Here is a 20,565-nt window from a genome sequence, read left to right as displayed (position 1 = left end):
CTTGAAACCTGACCGTCAGTCTTTGAAGACACGCTCAGGCCGCATCGGAGACGAAGCATGGGTGAGACTCTCGAACTTGGCTGGGAAGAATGGCTTGCTCTGCCTGACCTTGGCCTTCCCGCAATCAAGGCAAAAGTCGACACGGGCGCGAAGACCTCTGCTTTGCATGCCGAAGTGATTGAAAGCTTCGGCGATACGGCCAGCCCAAAAGTACGATTCCTGATCCGGCCCGATCCTGACAATCCCAAGCTGGAACATGTCTGCACAGCGCCCGTCGTCGACCGGCGCGACGTGACAAGCTCCAACGGCCAGACCGAACTGCGCTACGTCATCGCGACCGACATGCTGATCGGCGGCATGCGCCGGTCCATTGAGATCACGCTGACCAATCGTGAGACCATGGCCTACCGGATGTTGCTCGGCCGCTCGGCTTTTGGTGACTACACCGCCGTCATCCCCGACCGCTCTTTCATCCAGCCGAAACTCAGCTTCGATCTCTATGACAGCGTCAAGTCGCTCAAGCCGAAGACGCGGCCGCTTCGTCTCGCCCTTTTGACCCGCGAACCGGACAATTATTCCTCAAAGCGCTTCGCCGAAATCGGACGGGAGCGGGGCCATCTGGTCGACGTCATCAATACGTCCCGCTGCTATATGAAGATCGAGGCCCGCGCGCCCGAAATCCACTATGATGGCAAGAAGCTGCCTTTCTATGACGCCGTGATTCCGCGCATCGGGGCATCCATGACCAATTACGGCATGGCGGTCCTGCGCCAGTTCGAGGCGATGGGCGCCTGGTGCCTTAATCCGCCATCATCCATCGGAGCCTCTCGCGACAAGCTTCTGGCTCATCAGCTTCTGTCAAATGCTGGTATTGCGATGCCGGTGACCGCCTTCGCGCACTCGCCAAAGGATACAAAGGACCTTGTTGGTCTTGTCGGGTCCGGGCCGGTGGTTCTGAAACTGCTCGAGTCGACGCAGGGCCGCGGTGTCGTGCTGGCCGACACGAAGAAGGCCGCCGAGAGCCTTGTCGATGCCTTCCGCGGGCTGGACGCAAACTTTCTTGTGCAGGAGTTCGTGAAGGAAGCGGCCGGCGCGGATGTGCGCTGCCTGGTGATTGGCGGGCGCGTGGTGGCCGCCATGAAGCGCCAGGCGCAGGAAGGCGAGTTCCGCTCCAATCTGCACCGCGGCGGCGAAGCCCGGTCGATCAAACTGACGGCTGACGAGCGCAAGATCGCTGTCGCCGCTGCCAAGCGGCTTGGTCTCAACTTCGCTGGCGTTGATATCCTGCAGTCGAAGAATGGCCCGGTCGTGCTGGAAGTGAACTCCTCGCCGGGCCTCGAAGGCATCGAGAAAGCCAGCGGCAAGAACGTCACCAGCAATGTCATTCGCCTGATCGAACAGCGTGTGCGGACCCTCGGCAAACGGCGCGGCGTTAGCGCCTAGGGGTCGTCGCGTGATCCGAACAGCTTGCCGCGTTCGGTGAATAGGACGATCGCCAGACAGGCCAGCCCCAGCCCGATATAGCCTTCCAGGATGGGCACGACGCTGCCGTCGAAGCGGCTGGCCACCATCCATCCGAAAAAGCTCGCAACCGTCGTCGTCATGAACCCATACGCCGCAGAGCCCGTCCCGGCGATCCTGCCAAGCGGCTCCATGGCGAGCGCCGAGAAGTTCGCGCCGATCAAGCCAAAACAGGCGAATGTCAGCGCAAAGAGCGGATAGAAGATAATGAGCTTCTCACCGAAATACATCATGGCGAGCGTGTTGACGATGGCCAGAACGATGAAGCCAAGCAGCACGGTGTGGCTGACCCGGCGCATCCCAATCCGCTCCACGATCCGCGAATTCATGAAGTTCGCCACCGATAGCGCGCCCGCAATCCCGGCGAACCACAGAACAAAGGTATCCGGCTTGTCGAAGACATCCCGGAAGACCTGTTCGGACGAGGCCACATAGGAAAAGAGCGCACCAAAGATGACACCGCTCGCGCACATATAGCCAAGTGTCACGCGCGTCATGATGACCTGCTTATAGGCGCGGAACGATCCCAGGAAATTGAGAGGGGGGCGATCTTCGGCCGGCAGCGTTTCCGGCAGGCGCAGGCCAATCCAGACCATCATCAGGATACCGGCAATGCCCAGCACGCCGAATGTCCACTGCCAGGGGGCAAACAGCATCACGCCTTGTCCGATCGACGGCGCGAGGATCGGAACCACCATGAACACTGTCATGACCAGCGACATGAGCCGCGCCATGGCGCGCCCGCCCATCAGGTCGCGAACCACTGAAACGGCGATCACCCGGATGCCGGAGGCCGCGATCCCCTGCAGGAACCGGGTCGCGAGCAGCATGGTGAAGCTCGTCGCGAACATGCAGGCAAAGCCCGTAATCGTGTAGGCGAGCACGCAGCTCATCACGATTTTCTTGCGCCCCACACTGTCTGAGACCGGTCCGAAGATCAGCTGCGGCGCGCCGAAGCCAAGCACATAAGCGAAGATCACCAATTGCTGGTCGTTTTCACTCTGCAGCGAATAGGACTGTGCAATCTCGTGCAGGGCGGGCAGCATCGTATCGATGGCAAGCGCATTCAGCGCCATCATCGCCGCAATCATGCCGACGAACTCCCAGACCGGTAATGGCAGGGTCGGGCGGGCCAGTCCTGCCGCCGGAAGTGTCTCGGATGTGGTTTGCATGGAGGTCAGTCTTCTAGATCAGGACCAACTATCTGGAGACTTTCGCCTGAAACGGCAACAGACGAAGCCGGAAAAGTACCAGCTTCGCCTGTCATTGCGTGCGTCCCCACACACCTGCAATCGCTTGAAGGGTTCATTGCCGACTGGCCCGAATTCGCGCATCATCAAATTTGATGATTGGGCAGGATTATTTGGGAATTCCACGGAATTTGTGATGACCGTGCCTCGAAACTGGAAAGAGTAGGGCAAAATTTGACCAGTGGTAGAGAATCTTCTCAATCGCCCAGCGAGGTAAAGGTCGTTGAGGAGACCTATGCGACCACGCTTGAGCCCGAACGCTATGAACAGCTGCTCGATGCCTGGTCAGCCTATATCAGCGACCTTCCATCCGAGCGGGACGGACGGAATCTTCCTGAGAATGTCACGGCCCATTTCCAGCGCGCGCTGGCGATTCTCGACCGTATGGGCCGATTGCGGGCGCACGAAGAATCAGCCCGCATCATGGCTGACCAGATGCCCGGACCGGCGGTTGTCTTCAGGCCGAACGGAGACATTGTCGGCGTCAACGCAGCGTGCCTGAACCTGGTGGGTGGCCTTACGCCCACAGGGCTGCAGGACTTGCAGCTCGACGCTGGCGCCATGTCATCGATCCGCACCTGGGTGAAACGCAATGCCAAGGCGGAGATGACAGAGGACTTTCTCTTCGTGGCGAGCCGGCTGGGCCTCGACAGTGTCGAATCGCGGCTGCTTCTGACCCGTGTTTCACTGATGGATGGCGCCGCTGCGTCCGAAGACGCGCTGCTTCTCGCTGCTGTGGACGTCCATCTCGACAAATCCATGGGAGAGCGCCTTACCGAAGTCTATGGACTGTCCGATGCAGAGGTCGATGTATCGCTTCGTCTGTCGCGGGGCGACACGCCGGAGCGCATTGCCGAGGATCGCGTCGCAAAGCTGGCAACGGTGCGCACGCAGATCCGCGCGATCCTGAACAAGCTCGGCGTCTCCTCCGTGACCGAAGCGGTCCGCCTGCTCGCAGGGTTCGGGGCGACGATCAATACCGCCCGCGCCATCTCGCGCCAGGCGCCGGCCATGCGGGAGATCGATCGCTGGCGCCAGCAGAAGATGATGACGCTGTCGGATGGGCGAACGCTCAGCTGGATGGAGCAGGGCGACCCGCTGGGCCGGCCGGCCCTCTTCTTTCACCAGCTTTATCTCGGCCCGCTCTGGACAGAGCCAGCCGTCGAGGCGCTCGCCCGGCAAGGCTGGCGGGTTATCGCGCCCTCGCGCCCCGGTTTCGGCAGCTCGGACGGCATCAGTTCAGACACGCTGAGTGATCGGATCCAGGCCAATGTCCGCACCATGGCAGAGCTGGTCCAGCGGCTCGACACCGGCCCGGTCATGGTGATCGGCCACGCCACCGGCCTCACCCACGCCCAGGCCTTTGCCGTGTCGCGCCCGGATCTCACCAGCTGTCTGCTTTCAATCAGTGGCGAAACAAGCTGGGAAGAGGGCATGGAAGATGGCCTGCCATGGCAACACAGGGTCTTCGCCAATACGCTCCTGAAGGCGCCAGCTGCCATTGGTTTCATCGCGCGCGCCGCCGTCGCCCTGATCGACAGTGGCCGAGACCAGTTTGTGCTCAATACCCTGCACAGGGATTCGCCATCGGAGCAGCGCGCGGTGCGACGCCCCGAGGTTCGCGCGGTCGTGACCGATGGGCTTCGCCATGCCGTCAAACAGGGCCCGCATGCCATGGTCTCCGAAATGCGGACGTTGTTGACCGACAGGCGGGAGATCGCCCGAAATGTCGTCGCCCCCTTCCACATCATCCATGGCCTCGACGACAAGGTCTTCCAGCCTGGTATGGTGAGAGACTTTGCCGAGACGGTCCCCAGCGTGAAGAAAGTAACCGCGATCGAGGATGCCGGTCAGTACCTGCTCTACACGCACTGGCCGCAAGTCATCGCCGCAATGGAAGTCCTATGGAAAGAGACCGTGCATGGCCGCAACTGATCAGAAGCCGGCGCCGGGCTGGCTGAGATAGGCGCGTTCCTCTGGTGTTGAGGTACGCCGCATCACTTTGTTGCGATGCGGGAAGCGGCCATACTCGTCGACCACTTCGAAATGCGCTTTGGCATAGTCGAGTGTGGAGGCACAGAAGTCTTTGAACTCTGGCCTCGCCTCGGCCACCAGCTGCTTGAACAGGCGCACGGACAGCTTCTGGTCCAGCATGTCTTCTGAGTGCTCTGCCGGAAGGTAGAAGAAGACCCGCTCGGTCTCGCTCAGCTGCTTGTCTTCGCCAAGCGCGAGGCCGGTCTTCATCAGATTACGGGCAATCGCATCGTGCGCGAAGGAGAGTTTGTGGCCGCGAAACAGGTTCCGGCTGAACTGGTCGAGCACGATGATCGCTGCCAGCCGTGGCCGCGCGCCCTGACGTGCCCACTCATTCGCCTTGCCGCTGGCCAGATCCGCCAGCACATCAATGAAGTTGTCGGCGATCTGTTTGTCGGTCTCGAAACTCTTCTGGAACCAGCGTGGCTGCATGTCTGCAATCGCACTTGCAGATTCGGCGCTCCCACCGATCCAGTAGTCGAGAACGTTTTCGGGCGTGGTGGTGCTTCTCATCTCACTCTATTCCGGTCGGCGAGCGACGATCATGTAGTTGACCTTTGTGTCGGAAGAAAGTTTCCACTGGTCAGACAAGGGCTTAAAGGACACGCCCTGTGGCTTGTCTGCCACCAGTCCGGCCGCTTCGAGCGGCGCGGAAACCTCTTCGGGGCGCAGGAATTTCGCAAATTCGTGCGTGCCGGGTGGCAGCCAGCGCATCACATATTCCGCCCCGACAATCGCCAGCGCGAACGCTTTCGGCGTCCGGTTCAGCGTCGCCGTGATGGTGATGCCGCCGGGCCTCACAAGGGAGGCTGTGTCTTTCAGGAACTGCGCCGGATCAGCCACATGCTCGACCACTTCAAGGTTCAGGACCGCATCGAACGGCGCTTCCCCGCCCTCGATCAGGCCTTCTGCGGTGCCGCATCTGTAATCCACGTCGAGCCCGGCTTCGCTGGCATGCGTCAGCGCCGTCTTGATATTGGCCTCGCTTGCATCGACCGCCGTGACGCTTGCGCCAAGCCGTGCCATCGGCTCGCTGACCAGTCCGCCGCCACAGCCAATGTCCAGAATGCGAAGACCCTTGAGCGGTTTTCGCTGAGACCCATCCAGCCCAAAATGATCAACCAGAGTGTCGCGAATGAAGCCGAGACGGACCGGATTGAACTTGTGCAGCGGCTTGAACTTGCCGGTCGGATCCCACCATTCGGCGGCCATTGCCGAAAATTTTGCCACTTCATCGGGGTCGATACTGGGGGTTTGAGGCAAATCTTGCCGGTTTTCTGCTATTTTTTCCATAACTTTAGCAAACCTGTTTGCGCTTCTGCGGCGACGCGCTTAAAGACACGCCCGAAATCTCTGATCCATTAAATGGGAAGGCTCAGCAGCAAGGCAATGCGGCGCACAGTCCTTAAATTCGGCGGAACCTCGGTCGCAGACCTCGATCGCATCGCGCATGTGGCGGATATTGTCGCCTGGCGCGCGAGCCAGGGCGAGAATCTCGCCGTCATCGTCTCGGCCATGGCGGGTGAGACCAACAAGCTGGTGGGCTATGCGCGCGGGGCTGCAGGGGAAGGCATCACAGGCCCGAATTTCGACGATGAGTATGACGTCGTCGTCTCCTCTGGCGAGCAGGTAACCAGCGGCCTTCTGGCGCTTGCCCTGCGCAAGCGCGGTCTGAAGTCACGCAGCTGGCTTGGCTGGCAACTGGCCATGAAGACCAGCCCCGCCCACGGTTCGGCCCGCATCATGGGCTTTGAGGATTCCGGTCTGCAGGATTCGGTCGACAGCGGTGAGATCGCCGTGATCGCCGGCTTCCAGGGCGTCACCGATGAGGGCCGCGTCTCGACGCTCGGCCGCGGCGGCTCCGACACAAGCGCTGTCGCCGTCGCTGCTGCACTCGGAGCCGACAGCTGCGATATCTACACAGATGTGGACGGGGTCTACACAACCGATCCGCGCATCGTCCCGCAGGCCCGGCGCCTTGAAAAAATTTCCTATGAAGAAATGCTCGAAATGGCATCGCTCGGCGCCAAGGTGCTCCAGACGCGATCCGTCGAGCTTGCGATGAACCACCAGGTCAGGGTTCGCGTACTCTCCAGCTTTGCCGAGCCCGGCGAGACCAATCAGGGCACCTATGTCTGTAGTGAGGATGAAATCGTGGAAAAGCAGGTCGTCAACGGAGTTACCTATTCGCGCGACGAGGCAAAGGTCACGCTTTACGGGGTCGAGGACAAACCTGGCGTCTCAGCCCGCATCTTTTCCATGCTGGCCGAGGCTGGCGTCAATGTCGACATGATCGTGCAGGCCAATGCCCGCGGGCCGGAACGCGCCAACATGGTCTTCACCTGCACCTCCGCTGACAGCACAAAGGCTGAGCAGCTGCTGCTCGACCACAAGGCTGAGATCGGGTTTGAAAATCTCTCGGTCTCGCGGGACGTTGCTAAAGTTTCTGTCATCGGCGTGGGCATGAAGAGCCACACCGGCGTCGCTGGCACAATGTTCGATGCGCTTTACAAGAAGGGCATCAATATTGACGTGATCTCGACGTCCGAAATCAAGATTTCGGTTCTCATCGAGGCGGCCTATACAGAGCTCGCCGTGCGTGCGCTGCACACGGCATTCGGGCTTGACGCCGCGTAGCACAACCGTCCACTTACGGGCACGCCATGCCCCAGAGCTTTTCTGTCCCAAGGCTCCTGATCAACCGTCTTCGCGATGTGATGGCGGGCGACATGGAAGCCGACACCCGTCTGCAAAGGGTGGTCACCCTCATCGCAGGGACGATGGTTGCTGACGTTTGCTCGATCTATCGGCGCACTGACGATGACCAGCTTGAACTGGTCGCCACCGAAGGGCTGAGCCTCGATGCTGTCCATCAGACGCGTCTTGCAATCGACGAAGGCCTGGTCGGTCAGATCGCCCTCTCTGGCGAGCCGCTCTCCATTCAGGACGCCCCGCGCCACCCGGCCTTTTCCTACCGCCCGGAAACCGGCGAGGATCCCTATCACGCCTTTCTCGGTGTGCCGATCCTGCGCGGCGGGCGGGTGATCGGTGTCCTCACTGTCCAGAACCGCACAGAGCGGGTCTATGAGGAAGATGAGGTCGACAGCCTGCAGACCATCGCCATGGTCCTGGCCGAAGTCGTGGCCGCTGAAGCCACCACGACGAGCAGTGCATCGCCATCGCGTGATGTCCGGTCCGTCACTCTGGCCGGGCGGATCCTCTGCGATGGGCTGGGGCTTGGTGAAGCGCGCCTGCACGATGTTGTCGTGTCGCCGGCCCGCTATTTTACCGAAGACCCCGACGCTGAAGTCGCGCGCTTGCGCCGCGCCCTGAAAGAGTTGAACGCACAGCTCGACCGCATGCTCGCAAGCGATGTCGGCGCGATCTTCGGCGAACCGCGTGAAGTTCTCGAAGCTTTCAAGATGCTGGCGAGCGATCCTGTCTGGGCCATCCGCCTGGAAGAAGTCGTTCGCACGGGCCTGTCTGCTGAAGCCGCCGTGGACCGCTCACGCCGCGAGCACCGCACCAAGCTTGAGAATGCGCACGATCCGTACCTGCGCGAACGCCTCAACGATCTTGAAGATCTCGACAACCGGCTGCTGCGTGTGCTGTCCGGCAGCATGGAGTCTCATGCCAATGGCAGGGACAAGAGCGAGGAAACCCGCGAAGTCCTCATCGCGCGCCGCCTCGGCCCGGCCGAGTTGCTGGAATATCGCCAGTCCGGTCTCGCTGCGATCATCCTCGAAGAAGTTGCCCCCTCCAGTCATACCGCCATTGTCGCTCGCGCCATGGGCATTCCGACCATTGGCGGGCTCGGCGGGCTGTCGGCGCTTGTCGCGCCGGGGGACCAGGTGATCGTCGATGCCGAACAGGGCACTCTGCATATCCGCCCCGACCAGAGCCTGCTCGACGCCTACCAGACCCGCAGCGTCCTGCGCACAGAGCGTCAGGCCGCTTTCCAGGCGCTGCGTGACCAGCCGTCCCGGACACGCGACGGCGTCGATATCAAACTCATGCTGAATGCCGGCCTCGCCATCGACCTTGAGTCCATGGATGCGACGGGCGCCGATGGCATCGGCCTGTTCCGGACCGAGTTCCAGTTCCTCGTCTCCGACACGCTGCCGAAAATGGAAGCGCAGATCGATCTCTACAAGCAAGTGCTCGACCATGCCGGCAGCCGCCCGGTCCATTTTCGCACGCTTGACCTCGGCGGTGACAAGCTGCTGCCGAACTCGACAGACCAGTTCGAAGAAAATCCGGCGCTTGGCTGGCGCTCTATCCGTTTCGCGCTTGACCGGCCGGGCCTCTTTCGCCGCCAGCTGCGTGCCCTCGTGCGTGCGGCCGATGGCGGGTCGCTTTCGGTGATGTTCCCGATGGTCACCATCGCCGAGGAGTTCTTCGAGGCAAAGGCGCTGCTGCTCGATGAAATCGAATGGAGCAAGCAACGCGGCTACGCCGAACCGTGCGAGCTGCGCGTGGGCGCCATGCTGGAAGCGCCGGCCTTTGCCTACGGCCTGCAGGATGTCGCCGGAGAGGTGGATTTTGTCTCGGTCGGCACCAATGACCTGTTGCAATTTTTCCACGCTGCCGACCGAATGGTACCGCGCGTCTCGGAGCGTTATGACCTCGTCAGCCGCCCTGTCATGCGGTTTCTCGACTTCACACTGAAGGAGTGCGCGCGCCTCGATATTCCGGTCTCCGTATGCGGGGAAGTCGCCTCCCGGCCGCTCGAGGCACTTTGCCTTTTAGGCTTGGGATTCAGGACCTTATCCATGCCGGCAGCGGGTGTGGGACCGGTCAAACGCATGTTGCGCTCGGTCGATATGTCCGCCTTTTCCGAGGCGCTCAACAAGGCGATTCACACGTCGAACGGAGAGTTCCGTAACGAAGTGTTAGCCATAGCGGAATTACAAAATATTGTTTTGACTGATAGCTGAACTTAGGCGTTACGCCTGAACCTGTGTATGGTATAGGGCCTGCATTGAGGGACACAAGCTTCAGCAAAGAGTGAATTGGACGGTACGTCATGATGCATGACGACGAACATTCAAACGCAAACGCGCCGGAAGAATCCGGTCACGACGAGACAGAGAACTCGGCGGACGCTCGTCTTGTATCTGAAGCCGAGGTCGAAACTGACGACGCGACCGAGAGCAGCCTGATCGAAGCGTTCACCGCTGGCGGTCGCCTGCGCGCGGCCCGCGAAGCCCGCGGCAAGTCCATCGAGGACATGGCCAGGGAGCTGCTGATCAATCGCCGCGTGCTGGAATCGCTCGAGCAGACCATTCAGCCGCCCGACTACGATATGCGCCGCACACGCATCGTTGCGCGCAGCTATGCCAATGCGCTTGGTATTCCCGCTGACGCCATCCTTGCTGACTTCCCGATGGAAGAAGAGCAGGATCTTGCGACCGCTATTCCCAAATCATCCGTCACGGTCAGCGAACGTGGCCGTCGCCGCTTCCTGATCCCGGCCCTGGGCGCAAGCGCGCTGGTCGTGGCCATCGGCGCGTCGGTTGTGCTGCTGAAGCCTGAGCAGGTCTTCGAGCGCCGCACAGCGCCGTCCGTGGCCGAACGCGTTGTTGCCGTGAACACCGCGCAGGAAAGCCTGTTTGCAAAAGAACCCGTCGCGACGACGGCCAATGAGCAGAGCGAGCTGTCCATCGCCGCCGTCAAGCCGGCCTGGATCGAAGTGCGCGGCGCAGACGGCACCATCTTCCGCAGCCGCACCATGGGGCGCGGCGAGGTCTACTATCCGCGCGTTGGCGCAAGCTGGACGGTCACCGTTCAGGACGGCACGGCCTTTGAGTGGCGCCTCGATGATATCAGCGTCGGTCTCCTGTCAGAAACCGCAGAGCCGATCTATTCGGCCAGCATTGATGAGGCGGCAACGCTGGCGCGCGAGCATGCCACCCCGGCCATCGCATCGACGTCGAACAGCCGGCCCAGCCGCTAGCCCGTCTCCTAGATACAAAAAACCAGCCGCGGCGTGACCGGGGCTGGCTGTGTTTTGTCAGACTTTCGAAGGATGGGCGCGGTTAGCGGCTACCTTCGGTGAGGTTCTGAGCGGCTTGTGCCTGGCTGAGGGCGCGCTGGAAGTGTCCTTCTTCGTCGCCAATCATCGGAGCATCGCGGCAATCAGGTGCGCAGTCATAGGTGAAGGACGCGCCGCCACGGTTAATGGTCACCAGGCTTGCAGAGTTTGTCGTTACGACAACATCGGCTGAATAGATGATGTTATTGGCGTCATCGAGGACCAGAAGATTGGTGGTGCCAAATGACTTGCCCGTCAGGAAGACGAGGTGCGGGTCGGCAACTGCCACATCGGCAACATTCTGGTTGCCGATGACGACGCTGGCCGCCGCTTTGGACAGGCGAAGCGGCTTGGTTGTACCGGTTTCGACCGTAAATTGCTGGGCCGCTGCGAAACCGCAGGAAAGGACGGCACCCATAGTGGCCGCGAGGAATTTCGCTGGGAACTTCATGTACCGCTCCTTGTAATGATCGGTTGTACAGCCGAAATCTCAAGCAAGAAGGTTTCACGAACCCTAACGCCCGATGTGAAAGACTGCGGACGCGAGATTAATTGTTTGGTGAAGGCATGATGAAGAACCTCTGAAAGCCCTGTCGTGACGGCCAAATCAAGTGGTTAACAAATCATCTGTATGCGTTCAGGAATTTTGTGCTTCGGTTTACGCGATATTCAAAGCTGACGTGTAGAACGACATCTGTTCCGGATAAAAATCAATCGGGACGATACAACTGCATGATGATGGAGTCTCCAATGCAAAAGCTTATGAAACTGTTCAAGAACGAATCTGGTGCAACCGCTATCGAGTACGGCCTTATCGCTGCTCTGATCGCTGTTGCTATCATCGGCGCCGTTACCGCTCTCGGTACCAGCACCGCTAACACGTTCAACGAAGTTGAAGCTGCTATCTCTGCTTAATAGCCGAGCTTACAGCTAACCTTCGAGAAGCCGCCGAGTTCGCTCGGCGGCTTCTTTATTTGCCCAATACGCAAGCCCCGGAAATCAAGTCTTCAGACTTTCCATGTAAACGGACGGGGTTTGGTAGAGAGGGGCGGTCATGGTCACGGTCGTATTTACACTGACATTTCTCAGCCTTTGCGTGTACGCGGCGCTGCGAGATATCGAGACGCTGACCATCACCAACGGCCTCAACCTCACCATCGCTTTCCTGTTCTTTCCCGCCATCATCATCGCGGCGCCCGGCTGGGATGTGTTTGGCGGCCACATGATGGCTGGCGCCATCGCTTTTGTCGTGTCCATCTTCCTTTTCGCCTTCGGTGTGTTTGGCGGTGGCGATGCAAAGATGATCCCGGGCGTGATGTTGTGGCTCGGTCCCGAGGCGACGATGCCCTTCGTGATGACCATGGCTGTCATCGGCGGCGGATTGGCCGTATGCGTCATACTTGCCCGCAAGCTGGTGCCTGCACATGCCGTGCCCGGTTTTGCGTCCGAGACGATGCAGGCTGGAAATGGAGTGCCCTACGGTGTGGCCATTGCAGGCGGTGCAATATACGCGGCGCCGATGTCTCCACTCTTGACGTCGATAAACTTGGCAACCGTCCTCGGAAGTTAACTATGCTTTAGTCTGTAAGTGCAAATGTCCCCCTGTTGATTCCCCTTTTGTTGGGGGAATGAGTTGAGAAGGGGGGGCGTATGTCGCCTATTCGTTTGATCATTCTACTGGTTGCCGCTGGCGCGGCGATTGGCGCGGCTCTCCTTGTCAGGGGAATGTCGGGCGGGGAAGCACCGGTGACCGAATCCGGAGACCCGGTGGTCATCGAAAAGGAAGTCGAGGTGTCCTCGACCAAAGTGCTCGTTGCACGCACAGACATGCGCGTCGGAAGTCTTCTGACCCCGGATGATTTTGAATGGTCCGATTGGCCGGAAAAAGCGCTCAACGCCGGCTACTTTACCCAGGACGCCAATCCTGACGCGATCGAAGAACTGTCCGGCAGCGTCGCAAGAATTGCGCTTCTGCCAGGTGAGCCCATTCTCGGCTCAAAGATCGTCAAGAAGGGCGAGACAGGCTTCATGGCTGCGCTGCTCGAACCGGGCCTGCGCGCCATCGCCGTCGAGATTTCGCCTGAAACCGCCTCTGCCGGCTTTATCCTTCCCGATGACAAGGTCGACGTGATCCTCACCTATGAGGTGGAAGTCGTCACCGCACAGGGCGTGAAGGATACGACGATCACCAAGACCGTCATCGAGAATGCGCGTGTCCTGGCGATTGACCAGATGTTCGGCGAAATGGATGGCGCACCAGCCCTGACAGGCTCTACGGCCACGCTGGCGCTTGAGCCGCAACAGGCCGAAGTCCTGGCGCATGCTTCCCGCCTCGGCGCCATCTCGCTGGCGCTGCGCAGTGTCGCTGACTCCGATGAGAATGAGGGCAGGGCCACAGCGAATACCAGCCTGCTGACCGGTTCGGACAGCGGCGATGGCGGTGTCAAAGTCTTCAAGAACGGTTCGATGAGCGGGAGAAGCTGATGAGCACCGGTCGCATGCATAAAGCACTGGCAGCCCTCTGCCTTTTTGCGGCGCCGCTTTCGGCGCACGCACAGAATCTGATGGGCGTCTCGGTCATGAACCCCGGGGACACGAATGTCTCCCAGTCGATCAAGCTTGGGCTCAACAAGTCCACCGTCATTGAACTCGAGCGTCCTGTCGCGGATGTTGTCATCACCAATCCGGAGATCGCCGACGCGGTGGTTCAGACCGCCCAGCGTCTTATTTTCCGCGGTATCAAGGTCGGTGAGACGAACGCCTTCCTGTTCGACCGCAATGGCGACCCGCTGCTCAATCTGGAAATCGTCGTCGGTGCCGACATGGCCTCGCTCAGCAAGCTGATCGCCCGCTACGTTCCTGATGCGCGCGTCGACGTCGAAAGCATTGGCGGCAATATCGTCCTGACCGGCCAGGTCGACAATCTTTCCCAGTCGGACCAGGTCATTCGTCTCGTAAAGGCCTATTCCGGCCAGGAAGACTTCGAGCCGGTCAACATGATGTCGATCGCCGCAAAAGACCAGGTCATGCTGGAAGTGCGCATCGTCGAGATGCAGCGCAGCGTGGTCAAACAGCTCGGCATCAATCTGTCCGGCGCAACGAATTTCGGTGACCTTGCAAACCTCGTCGAGAAGCAGCTTTTTGCTCCTGAAACGCCCGGCGGTCCTGCCGTGGATGCCGAAACAACCGCGCTCGTCCCGGGCCTTCCGTTCAGTAACAATGCCAGCATCTCCAGCGCCAATGGCTACAATGTCGCCGGCAGCTCACTCGGCGGCTTTTCGGGCGGTGTGGGCTATACCAACTATGTCGGCGATGACTTCCAGTCGTCGGCTGGCGCGGCCATTGATGCGCTTGAGCGTGTCGGTATTGTCCGCACGCTGGCAGAGCCGAACATCTCCGCGATTTCCGGCGAGTCCGCCAAATTCCTTGCAGGCGGCGAATTCCCGGTTCCGGTTGGCCAGGACAATAATGGCCGCATCACCATCGAGTTCAAACCATACGGTGTCGGGCTCGGCTTCACGCCGATGGTCCTCTCCGAGGGCCGTATCTCGCTGAAGGTCTCGACCGAAGTTTCAGAGCTGACCAATCAGGGCGCCTTCCAAGGCCAGTCAGTTGCCGGTGTCGATGACCAGGGCAATGTGATCACCGCGCAGACGCTGACCATTCCAGCGCTGAGTGTGCGGCGCGCAGAGAGCACGGTCGAGCTGCCAAGCGGCGGATCGATGATGCTTGCCGGCCTCATCCAGAGCCGGTCGCGCCAGGCCCTCGACCAGCTTCCGGGCCTGAAGAAGCTGCCAATCCTCGGCGCGCTCTTCCAGTCGCGTGACTTCCTCAATGAGGAAACCGAACTGGTCGTCATCATCACCCCATACCTGGTCGATCCGACCGCCAAGGGTAATCTGCGGACACCGGCAGACGGCTATGCCAATGCCTCTGACCCGCAAACCATTTTCTTCGGAAAGCTGAACGCTGTGTACGGAAAGAATGGCGAAGGTCTGACCCAGGACAATTACAACGCCCCTGTCGGGTTTATCGAGGAATAGGAGCCAGCCATGCGTGCACTGAAAGGTCTTATCGCTTCTGCCGGTCTGGCATCGGCGCTTGTCATGGCCGGCTGTTCGTCAACCGGCAAATATGGCCCGGTCCCGCCTGAATATCTTGTCGGCACCTCGCTTGACCGCAACCCGATCCGGGTGGCCGAAACCACCGAATATCTGGAAGTCCAGCTGAACCCGGCTGAGGCGCACCTGCGTCTGTCCGAGCGTGAGCGCATCCGGGCTTTCATCGCTGACTACAAGCATCGCGGTGTCGGCCCGCTGGTCATGTCGCTGCCGAAGAACCACGAGAATGAAGAGCTCGCCGTCAAGGCTGTCGCCGAAGCGCGTGAAATCGCTTGGACGTCGGGTGTCGATTATCAGGAAATCAGCGGTAGCGCCTTCGAGGCCAACGGCCGCAATACGCCGATCGTGCTGGGCTTTCGCGCCTATAAGGCCATTGCGCCAGAATGCCTGCAAAAGTCCGCCTACGACTTCTCTGACGCCAGCAGCAATAATGACATGCCGTCTCTTGGCTGCTCGGTGCGCACCAACATGGCGGCGATGATTTCCAATCCGGCCGACCTTCTGGGTGACCGCCCGCTGGAGCCGGGCGATGCAGCCCGCCGGCTGGTTCAGCTTGAACTTTATCGCTCCGGTGAGGCAACCGGCGCCGAGCGCAGTGACGACGAAACCGGCTCAGTCTCCACGGCTGTGAACTGATTTTAGTGAGGATTTGAGGGCAGGGCTTATGAGTAAAGAGAACGCACTCTTCGAAGAAGACTTCGACCTGGAATTCGATGACTCGCCAGACGCGACCGCCGAGCAACTTGTCGACCAGCTTACCGGTCCGGTTGATGCTCCGTATAAGGAGCTGGAAGAAGGGGTGGAGCTGCCGCCAATGTCGATGGCACATGGCGGTGACCGGGCGATCCCGGCCATCTCGATCCTGGCCTTCTACGAGAACGACTCAAGCCGCGACATGATCGAGAAGGTCGCCGCTGACCGGCGGATGCAAAATGCATCGCTCGAAGTCATGTCCGGCGGCATTCCGGCCGCCATCGAGCATCTCTCGCATAACGCCACGCCAAACCTCCTGATCGTTGAATCCTCGGCTTCTTCCGGCACCATGGTCAATCAGATTGATGAGCTTGCCGGTCAGTGCGAAGAGGGCGTGCAGGTCATGGTGATCGGCGCGACCAACGACATTTCGCTCTACCGCCAGCTTGTCGCCCGCGGCGTTGATGAATACCTCGTGCCGCCTATCGAGCCGGTCCAGATGGTCCGCGCCATCGGCAATATGTTCACCGATCCGGATGCGCCATTCGTTGGCAAATCGATCTCGGTGATCGGTGCCAAGGGCGGCGTCGGCTCCTCCACCATCGCGCACAATCTCGCCTGGGCCCTAGCGGAAAATGCCCGCGTGAATACCTCGCTGGTCGATCTCGATCTCTCCTTCGGCACCACATCGCTCGACTTCAACCACGAGACCCAGCAGACCATCGCTGATGCGCTCATGGCCCCTGAGCGCGCTGATGACGCCGTGATCGGACGCCTGCTGGCCAAGGCCACAGACCGGCTGTCGCTGTTCACCGCGCCGGCCAGCGTGAACCAGCTGATGGATATCGACGCTGAGGCCTATTCCACCGTCATCGAAGGCGTTCGCCGCCTTATGCCGTTTGTTGTGCTCGATCTGCCGCATGGCTGGTCGCAGTGGATCTACAATACGCTCGTCGGCTCCGATGAGGTCATTCTGGTCTGCCAGCCGGACCTTGCTTCCCTGCGCAACGGCAAGAACATGCTGGACCAGCTGAAGTCACAGCGTCCGAACGACAATCCGCCGCGCCTGATCATCAATATGGCCGGTGTTCCAAAACGTCCGGAAATTCCGGTGAAGGACTTCGCATCGGCCATGGGTGCCGAGCCGGAAGTCATTCTGCCTTTCGACCCGCAGCTCTTCGGCACGGCGTCGAACAAGGGGCAGATGATCTCTGAAGCCGACCCGCAGGCCAAGCCTTCGCTCGCAATTGATCATCTCGCGGCGATGCTGTCGGGCCGCGAGACCTCACAGCCACAGAAATCCCTGCTCAAGAAACTTCTCGGAAAGTAAGGATCGATAGGTAACACGTATGGCATTTGGCAAACGTTCAGCAGCTGCACCAGCGACCGCGCCGACATCGCGACCGGCGCCGAAACCTGCTGCGCCGAGTGCGCCCAAATCTGAAGCCAAAAAACCGGCGCCGCCACCACTGCCGGCGACCAAGCCGAAAACCGGACCTGATGGCAAGCCCGTCGCCCTGAAGCCGCCGACAGACATGCAGCCGGAGAAGGTTCACAAGGTCGATACCCGCTCTGAAGAGTATTACGCGACGAAGACCACCATCTTCAACGCACTGATCGACACGATTGACCTTGGCCAGCTGGCCCAGCTCGACGCTGAAAGCGCGCGTGAGGAAATCCGCGACATCGTCGTCGAAATCATCAGCATCAAGAATGTCGTGATGTCGATCTCCGAGCAGGAGCGCCTGCTCGACGATATCTGTAACGACGTTCTGGGCTATGGCCCGCTCGAGCCGCTCCTGGCGCGCGACGACATCGCCGATATCATGGTGAACGGTGCCGACACGACCTATATCGAAGTCAACGGCAAGATCGAACGGACCAATATCCGCTTCCGCGACAACGCCCAGCTGATGAACATCTGTCAGCGGATCGTGTCGCAGGTCGGCCGCCGCGTCGATGAAAGCTCACCGATCTGTGACGCGCGTCTGCTTGATGGCTCTCGTGTGAACGTGATTGCGCCGCCGCTCGCCATTGACGGCCCGACGCTCACCATTCGTAAGTTTAAAAAGGACAAGCTGCGCCTTCAGGACCTCGTCAATTTCGGGTCCATCTCCGAGGCAGGCGCCGAGATCCTCCGCATTATCGGCCATGCGCGCTGTAACGTCCTTATTTCCGGCGGTACCGGCTCAGGCAAGACGACGCTTCTCAACTGTCTCACAGGCTTCATCGAGCCAGGCGAGCGCGTCATCACTTGCGAAGACTCCGCTGAACTTCAGCTGCAGCAGCCGCACGTTGTGCGCCTCGAAACGCGCCCGCCCAATATTGAGGGCTCGGGTGAAATCTCGATGCGCGACCTTGTGAAGAACTGTCTGCGTATGCGCCCTGAGCGGATTATCGTCGGCGAGGTTCGCGGGCCCGAAGCGTTTGACCTTCTTCAGGCCATGAACACGGGCCATGACGGCTCAATGGGCACGCTGCACGCCAACAGCCCGCGCGAAGCCCTCAGCCGTGTGGAATCCATGATCACAATGGGCGGCTTTTCGTTGCCGGCCAAAACCATCCGTGAAATGATCGTCGGCTCGATTGACGTTGTCGTTCAGGCCTCGCGTCTGCGGGACGGGTCCCGCCGCATCATGTGTGTGACCGAAGTCATGGGCCTGGAAGGCGACACGATCGTCCTGCAGGACGTGCTCAAATTCGAGATCGATGGCGAAGATGATGATGGCAAGGTCAAAGGCCGTCACCGCGGCACCGGTATTGGTCGTCCGCGCTTCTGGGAGCGCGCCTCGTACTACAATCTGGAAGGTGATCTCGCCAGGGCCATCGACGCGTTGGAGGCCTAGGTCATGAACCAGGATTTGCTCATCTACGTCGTCGGCGGTCTCGCATTCCTCGCAATGGCCGGCATCGGCCTCGCCTTTACGGGCGGCTCGAATGAAGCGGCGACCAAGCGGGCCAGACAGATCAAGGCGGGCGCGTCCGGCGCCAAGGGCCGCGGCGATGTGCAGGACATCAACTCCCAGCGCAAGCGCCAGACGCAACAGATGCTCAAAAAGCTGCGCAAGCAGGATGAAGAGCGCCGAAAGTCCCTGATCCCGCAGGACATCAAGTCAAAGCTTGTACAGGCTGGCCTCTCCATGCCGGTCGAAGCGTTCTGGATCGGGTCGGCTGTTCTGGGCGTGCTTGTCGCTGCCCTCACTTTCGTTTCCGGTGCCGAGGGGCCGCCGCCGATCGCTGGTATCGAGATCAAGTCGCGCCCGGCAATGATCGCCATTGCGGCCTTTGTCGGCTTTATCGGTATTCCGCGCTTCATTCTCGGTTTCCTGACCAAGGGCCGCCACAAGAAGATGACCGCGCAGTTCGCCGATGCCATCGATATCATCGTGCGCGGTGTGAAATCGGGTCTTCCGCTGGCCGAATGTCTGCGCATCATCGCCAGGGAGAGCCCGGACCCGCTCGGATCCGAGTTCAAGACGCTCACCGACAACATCCAGATGGGCACCAATCTGGACCGCGCCCTTCAGCAATTCTTCAAGCGCGTGCCGCTGCCGGAAGTGAACTTCTTCGTCATCGTGCTGACCATCCAGTCCAAGTCTGGCGGTAACCTCTCCGAAGCGCTCGGCAATCTGTCCAAGGTTATCCGTGAGCGGAAGATGATGCGTGAGAAGATCAAGGCCATGTCTTCAGAAGCCAAGGCCTCCGCGGGCATCATTGCCTCGCTACCCTTCGCCGTGGGCCTCATGGTCTACATGACTACGCCAGCCTACATCATGGAGCTGTTCCTGACTTCGACAGGACACATGATCCTGTTCATGGCGGTCTGCCTCATGTTCACCGGTGTCACGGTCATGAAGCGCATGATCAGCTTCGACATCTAGGGGGAACGAACGCCATGGAAGCCTTCGCACAGTCTCTTGGAGATCCCGGTACGATCGCGTCGATCCTGGCGGCGGTCGCCATGTTCGCGACGATCACCTCCGTCATGCTTCCCGCCCTCAAGGGCGACAAGCTGGAAACACGCCTCAAACAGGTCACCTCGCAACGCGAAAAACTGCGCAAGGCAAACCGCGCCGCGCTCGAGAAAAAGGGCCTGAAGCGCGACGATTCCGGCACGATCAGCGATATCACAGGCAGGCTGAACCTGCAGAAGATGCTGGAAGACCCGAACGTTCAGGCCAAGCTGGTACAGGCCGGTCTGCGCGGCCCGCGTCCGCTGGCGATCTTCTACTTCTGCCGTTTCATTCTGCCATTCTTCGGTGCGCTGGGCGTTTTCCTCTACATCTTCTTCGTCAATGATCACGGTCTCAGCCCGCAAATGAAGATCGGTGCCGTCATCTTCGGTCTGGCTGCGGGCTTCTATGCGCCGAACCTCTACGTTTCGAACATTGCGTCCAAGCGCCAGCAATCGATCATGAGAGCCTTCCCGGACGCGCTCGACATGCTGCTCATCTGCGTGGAATCGGGCATGTCCATCGAGATCGGCTTTGCCAAGGTCGGCGCCGAAATCGGAACCGCATCGCCAGAGCTGGCCGAAGAGTTTCAGCTCACCACGGCAGAGCTCGCCTATTTGCAGGAGCGCCGGCAGGCCTATGAAAACCTGGCCAAGCGGACGGGCCATGAAGGCGTGAAATCGGTCTGTATGGCGCTCATGCAGGCCGAACGATACGGTACGCCGCTCGGTGACGCGCTGCGCGTCATGGCCAAGGAAAACCGCGACATGCGCATGGCTGAAGCCGAGAAGAAGGCCGCAGCGCTTCCGGCCAAGCTGACCGTGCCGATGATCCTGTTCTTCCTGCCAGTTCTCTTCCTGGTCGTCCTCGGCCCGGCCTACATCAAGTACAAGGAAATGAACGGATAAGGCTTCCGGCCTGACCTTTCAGCCAACGAATAAAGGCCAGACATCCCTGTC

At 60.2% G+C, this 20,565-nt stretch carries 18 protein-coding genes; 14 read left to right on the top strand and 4 right to left on the bottom strand.

Going from position 1 to position 20,565, the window contains the following annotated elements:
* The first annotated feature begins 57 nt into the window (after nt 1-57).
* The gene (gene rimK / locus WNY37_RS17775) at nt 58-1,443 is read left to right on the top strand and encodes a 30S ribosomal protein S6--L-glutamate ligase (RefSeq protein ID WP_342974744.1); all 1,386 of its coding nucleotides are present in this window, start codon (nt 58-60) and stop codon (nt 1,441-1,443) included.
* Here rimK and WNY37_RS17770 read toward each other — a convergent pair.
* Nucleotides 1,440-2,693, bottom strand: coding sequence for a multidrug effflux MFS transporter (locus WNY37_RS17770; RefSeq protein ID WP_342974743.1), 1,254 nt, complete (start codon nt 2,691-2,693; stop codon nt 1,440-1,442). The genes rimK and WNY37_RS17770 overlap by 4 nt on opposite strands.
* A 252-nt stretch (nt 2,694-2,945) precedes the next feature.
* Here WNY37_RS17770 and WNY37_RS17765 point away from each other — a divergent pair, with 252 nt between their 5' ends.
* Complete coding sequence (locus tag WNY37_RS17765) at nt 2,946-4,706, top strand: alpha/beta hydrolase (protein WP_342974742.1); 1,761 nt, start codon at nt 2,946-2,948, stop codon at nt 4,704-4,706.
* Here WNY37_RS17765 and WNY37_RS17760 read toward each other — a convergent pair whose 3' ends face one another.
* Together WNY37_RS17760 and ubiG are read right to left on the bottom strand one after the other, a co-directional pair.
* On the bottom strand, nt 4,707-5,318 hold the full coding sequence (locus WNY37_RS17760) for a DUF924 family protein (protein ID WP_342974741.1): 612 nt from the start codon (nt 5,316-5,318) through the stop codon (nt 4,707-4,709).
* Between the two features lie 6 nt (nt 5,319-5,324).
* Entirely contained in the window at nt 5,325-6,098 is a 774-nt protein-coding gene (gene ubiG, locus WNY37_RS17755) for a bifunctional 2-polyprenyl-6-hydroxyphenol methylase/3-demethylubiquinol 3-O-methyltransferase UbiG (protein WP_342974740.1), read from the bottom strand.
* Nucleotides 6,099-6,194: 96 nt separating this feature from the next.
* On the opposite strand from ubiG, the gene WNY37_RS17750 reads away from it, so the two are divergent.
* The 3 genes from WNY37_RS17750 (at nt 6,195) to WNY37_RS17740 (ending at nt 10,761) form a co-directional block, all read left to right on the top strand.
* The gene (locus WNY37_RS17750) at nt 6,195-7,442 is read left to right on the top strand and encodes an aspartate kinase (protein ID WP_342974739.1); all 1,248 of its coding nucleotides are present in this window, start codon (nt 6,195-6,197) and stop codon (nt 7,440-7,442) included.
* A gap of 26 nt (nt 7,443-7,468) precedes the next feature.
* Nucleotides 7,469-9,742, top strand: a complete 2,274-nt coding sequence (gene ptsP, locus WNY37_RS17745; RefSeq protein WP_342974738.1) for a phosphoenolpyruvate--protein phosphotransferase — start codon at nt 7,469-7,471, stop codon at nt 9,740-9,742.
* An 89-nt stretch (nt 9,743-9,831) separates the two neighbouring features.
* Entirely contained in the window at nt 9,832-10,761 is a 930-nt protein-coding gene (locus tag WNY37_RS17740) for a helix-turn-helix domain-containing protein (protein ID WP_342974737.1), read from the top strand.
* Between the two features lie 82 nt (nt 10,762-10,843).
* On the opposite strand, the gene WNY37_RS17735 is transcribed toward WNY37_RS17740, so the two are convergent.
* Nucleotides 10,844-11,290, bottom strand: coding sequence for a pilus assembly protein N-terminal domain-containing protein (locus WNY37_RS17735; protein ID WP_342974736.1), 447 nt, complete (start codon nt 11,288-11,290; stop codon nt 10,844-10,846).
* A 299-nt stretch (nt 11,291-11,589) separates the two neighbouring features.
* Between WNY37_RS17735 and WNY37_RS17730 the strand changes: the two genes are divergently transcribed.
* The 9 genes from WNY37_RS17730 to WNY37_RS17690 all read left to right on the top strand — a co-directional run bounded on the left by WNY37_RS17730 (nt 11,590) and on the right by WNY37_RS17690 (nt 20,514).
* Nucleotides 11,590-11,754: a Flp family type IVb pilin gene (locus WNY37_RS17730; protein WP_342974735.1), complete on the top strand. Its 165-nt coding sequence runs from the start codon at nt 11,590-11,592 to the stop codon at nt 11,752-11,754.
* Nucleotides 11,755-11,893: 139 nt separating this feature from the next.
* Nucleotides 11,894-12,409 carry a prepilin peptidase gene (locus WNY37_RS17725; protein ID WP_342974734.1) on the top strand — a complete coding sequence of 172 codons (516 nt, stop codon included), beginning with the start codon at nt 11,894-11,896 and terminating at the stop codon, nt 12,407-12,409.
* An 80-nt stretch (nt 12,410-12,489) separates the two neighbouring features.
* Entirely contained in the window at nt 12,490-13,323 is an 834-nt protein-coding gene (gene cpaB, locus WNY37_RS17720) for a Flp pilus assembly protein CpaB (RefSeq protein ID WP_342974733.1), read from the top strand.
* A complete protein-coding gene (locus tag WNY37_RS17715) occupies nt 13,323-14,882 on the top strand; it encodes a type II and III secretion system protein family protein (protein WP_342974732.1) in 1,560 nt (519 codons plus the stop codon). The genes cpaB and WNY37_RS17715 overlap by 1 nt, the downstream gene beginning before the upstream one ends.
* 9 nt (nt 14,883-14,891) lie before the next feature.
* Nucleotides 14,892-15,596: a CpaD family pilus assembly protein gene (locus WNY37_RS17710; protein WP_342974731.1), complete on the top strand. Its 705-nt coding sequence runs from the start codon at nt 14,892-14,894 to the stop codon at nt 15,594-15,596.
* A gap of 28 nt (nt 15,597-15,624) precedes the next feature.
* Nucleotides 15,625-16,983: an AAA family ATPase gene (locus WNY37_RS17705; RefSeq protein ID WP_342974730.1), complete on the top strand. Its 1,359-nt coding sequence runs from the start codon at nt 15,625-15,627 to the stop codon at nt 16,981-16,983.
* Nucleotides 16,984-17,002: 19 nt separating this feature from the next.
* On the top strand, nt 17,003-18,499 hold the full coding sequence (locus WNY37_RS17700) for a CpaF family protein (protein WP_342974729.1): 1,497 nt from the start codon (nt 17,003-17,005) through the stop codon (nt 18,497-18,499).
* A 3-nt stretch (nt 18,500-18,502) separates the two neighbouring features.
* A complete protein-coding gene (locus WNY37_RS17695) occupies nt 18,503-19,534 on the top strand; it encodes a type II secretion system F family protein (protein WP_342974728.1) in 1,032 nt (343 codons plus the stop codon).
* A 14-nt stretch (nt 19,535-19,548) separates the two neighbouring features.
* Entirely contained in the window at nt 19,549-20,514 is a 966-nt protein-coding gene (locus WNY37_RS17690; RefSeq protein ID WP_342974727.1) for a type II secretion system F family protein, read from the top strand.
* The last annotated feature ends 51 nt before the right edge of the window (nt 20,515-20,565 follow it).

It is taken from the genome of Henriciella sp. AS95 (genome assembly GCF_038900055.1).
In the GTDB taxonomy this organism is placed as follows: domain Bacteria; phylum Pseudomonadota; class Alphaproteobacteria; order Caulobacterales; family Hyphomonadaceae; genus Henriciella.
Note: the sequence above shows the minus strand (reverse complement) of the source record. Positions and strands in the feature narration are given on the sequence as shown.

Coding starts and splice junctions, on each gene's coding strand:
- rimK (WP_342974744.1), top strand. CDS start 58: ATGGGTGAGACTCTCGAACTTGGCTGGGAAGAATGGCTTGCTCTGCCT.
- WNY37_RS17770 (WP_342974743.1), bottom strand. CDS start 2,693: ATGCAAACCACATCCGAGACACTTCCGGCGGCAGGACTGGCCCGCCCG.
- WNY37_RS17760 (WP_342974741.1), bottom strand. CDS start 5,318: ATGAGAAGCACCACCACGCCCGAAAACGTTCTCGACTACTGGATCGGT.
- ubiG (WP_342974740.1), bottom strand. CDS start 6,098: ATGGAAAAAATAGCAGAAAACCGGCAAGATTTGCCTCAAACCCCCAGT.
- WNY37_RS17750 (WP_342974739.1), top strand. CDS start 6,195: ATGCGGCGCACAGTCCTTAAATTCGGCGGAACCTCGGTCGCAGACCTC.
- ptsP (WP_342974738.1), top strand. CDS start 7,469: ATGCCCCAGAGCTTTTCTGTCCCAAGGCTCCTGATCAACCGTCTTCGC.
- WNY37_RS17740 (WP_342974737.1), top strand. CDS start 9,832: ATGATGCATGACGACGAACATTCAAACGCAAACGCGCCGGAAGAATCC.
- WNY37_RS17735 (WP_342974736.1), bottom strand. CDS start 11,290: ATGAAGTTCCCAGCGAAATTCCTCGCGGCCACTATGGGTGCCGTCCTT.
- WNY37_RS17730 (WP_342974735.1), top strand. CDS start 11,590: ATGCAAAAGCTTATGAAACTGTTCAAGAACGAATCTGGTGCAACCGCT.
- WNY37_RS17725 (WP_342974734.1), top strand. CDS start 11,894: ATGGTCACGGTCGTATTTACACTGACATTTCTCAGCCTTTGCGTGTAC.
- cpaB (WP_342974733.1), top strand. CDS start 12,490: ATGTCGCCTATTCGTTTGATCATTCTACTGGTTGCCGCTGGCGCGGCG.
- WNY37_RS17715 (WP_342974732.1), top strand. CDS start 13,323: ATGAGCACCGGTCGCATGCATAAAGCACTGGCAGCCCTCTGCCTTTTT.
- WNY37_RS17710 (WP_342974731.1), top strand. CDS start 14,892: ATGCGTGCACTGAAAGGTCTTATCGCTTCTGCCGGTCTGGCATCGGCG.
- WNY37_RS17705 (WP_342974730.1), top strand. CDS start 15,625: ATGAGTAAAGAGAACGCACTCTTCGAAGAAGACTTCGACCTGGAATTC.
- WNY37_RS17700 (WP_342974729.1), top strand. CDS start 17,003: ATGGCATTTGGCAAACGTTCAGCAGCTGCACCAGCGACCGCGCCGACA.
- WNY37_RS17695 (WP_342974728.1), top strand. CDS start 18,503: ATGAACCAGGATTTGCTCATCTACGTCGTCGGCGGTCTCGCATTCCTC.
- WNY37_RS17690 (WP_342974727.1), top strand. CDS start 19,549: ATGGAAGCCTTCGCACAGTCTCTTGGAGATCCCGGTACGATCGCGTCG.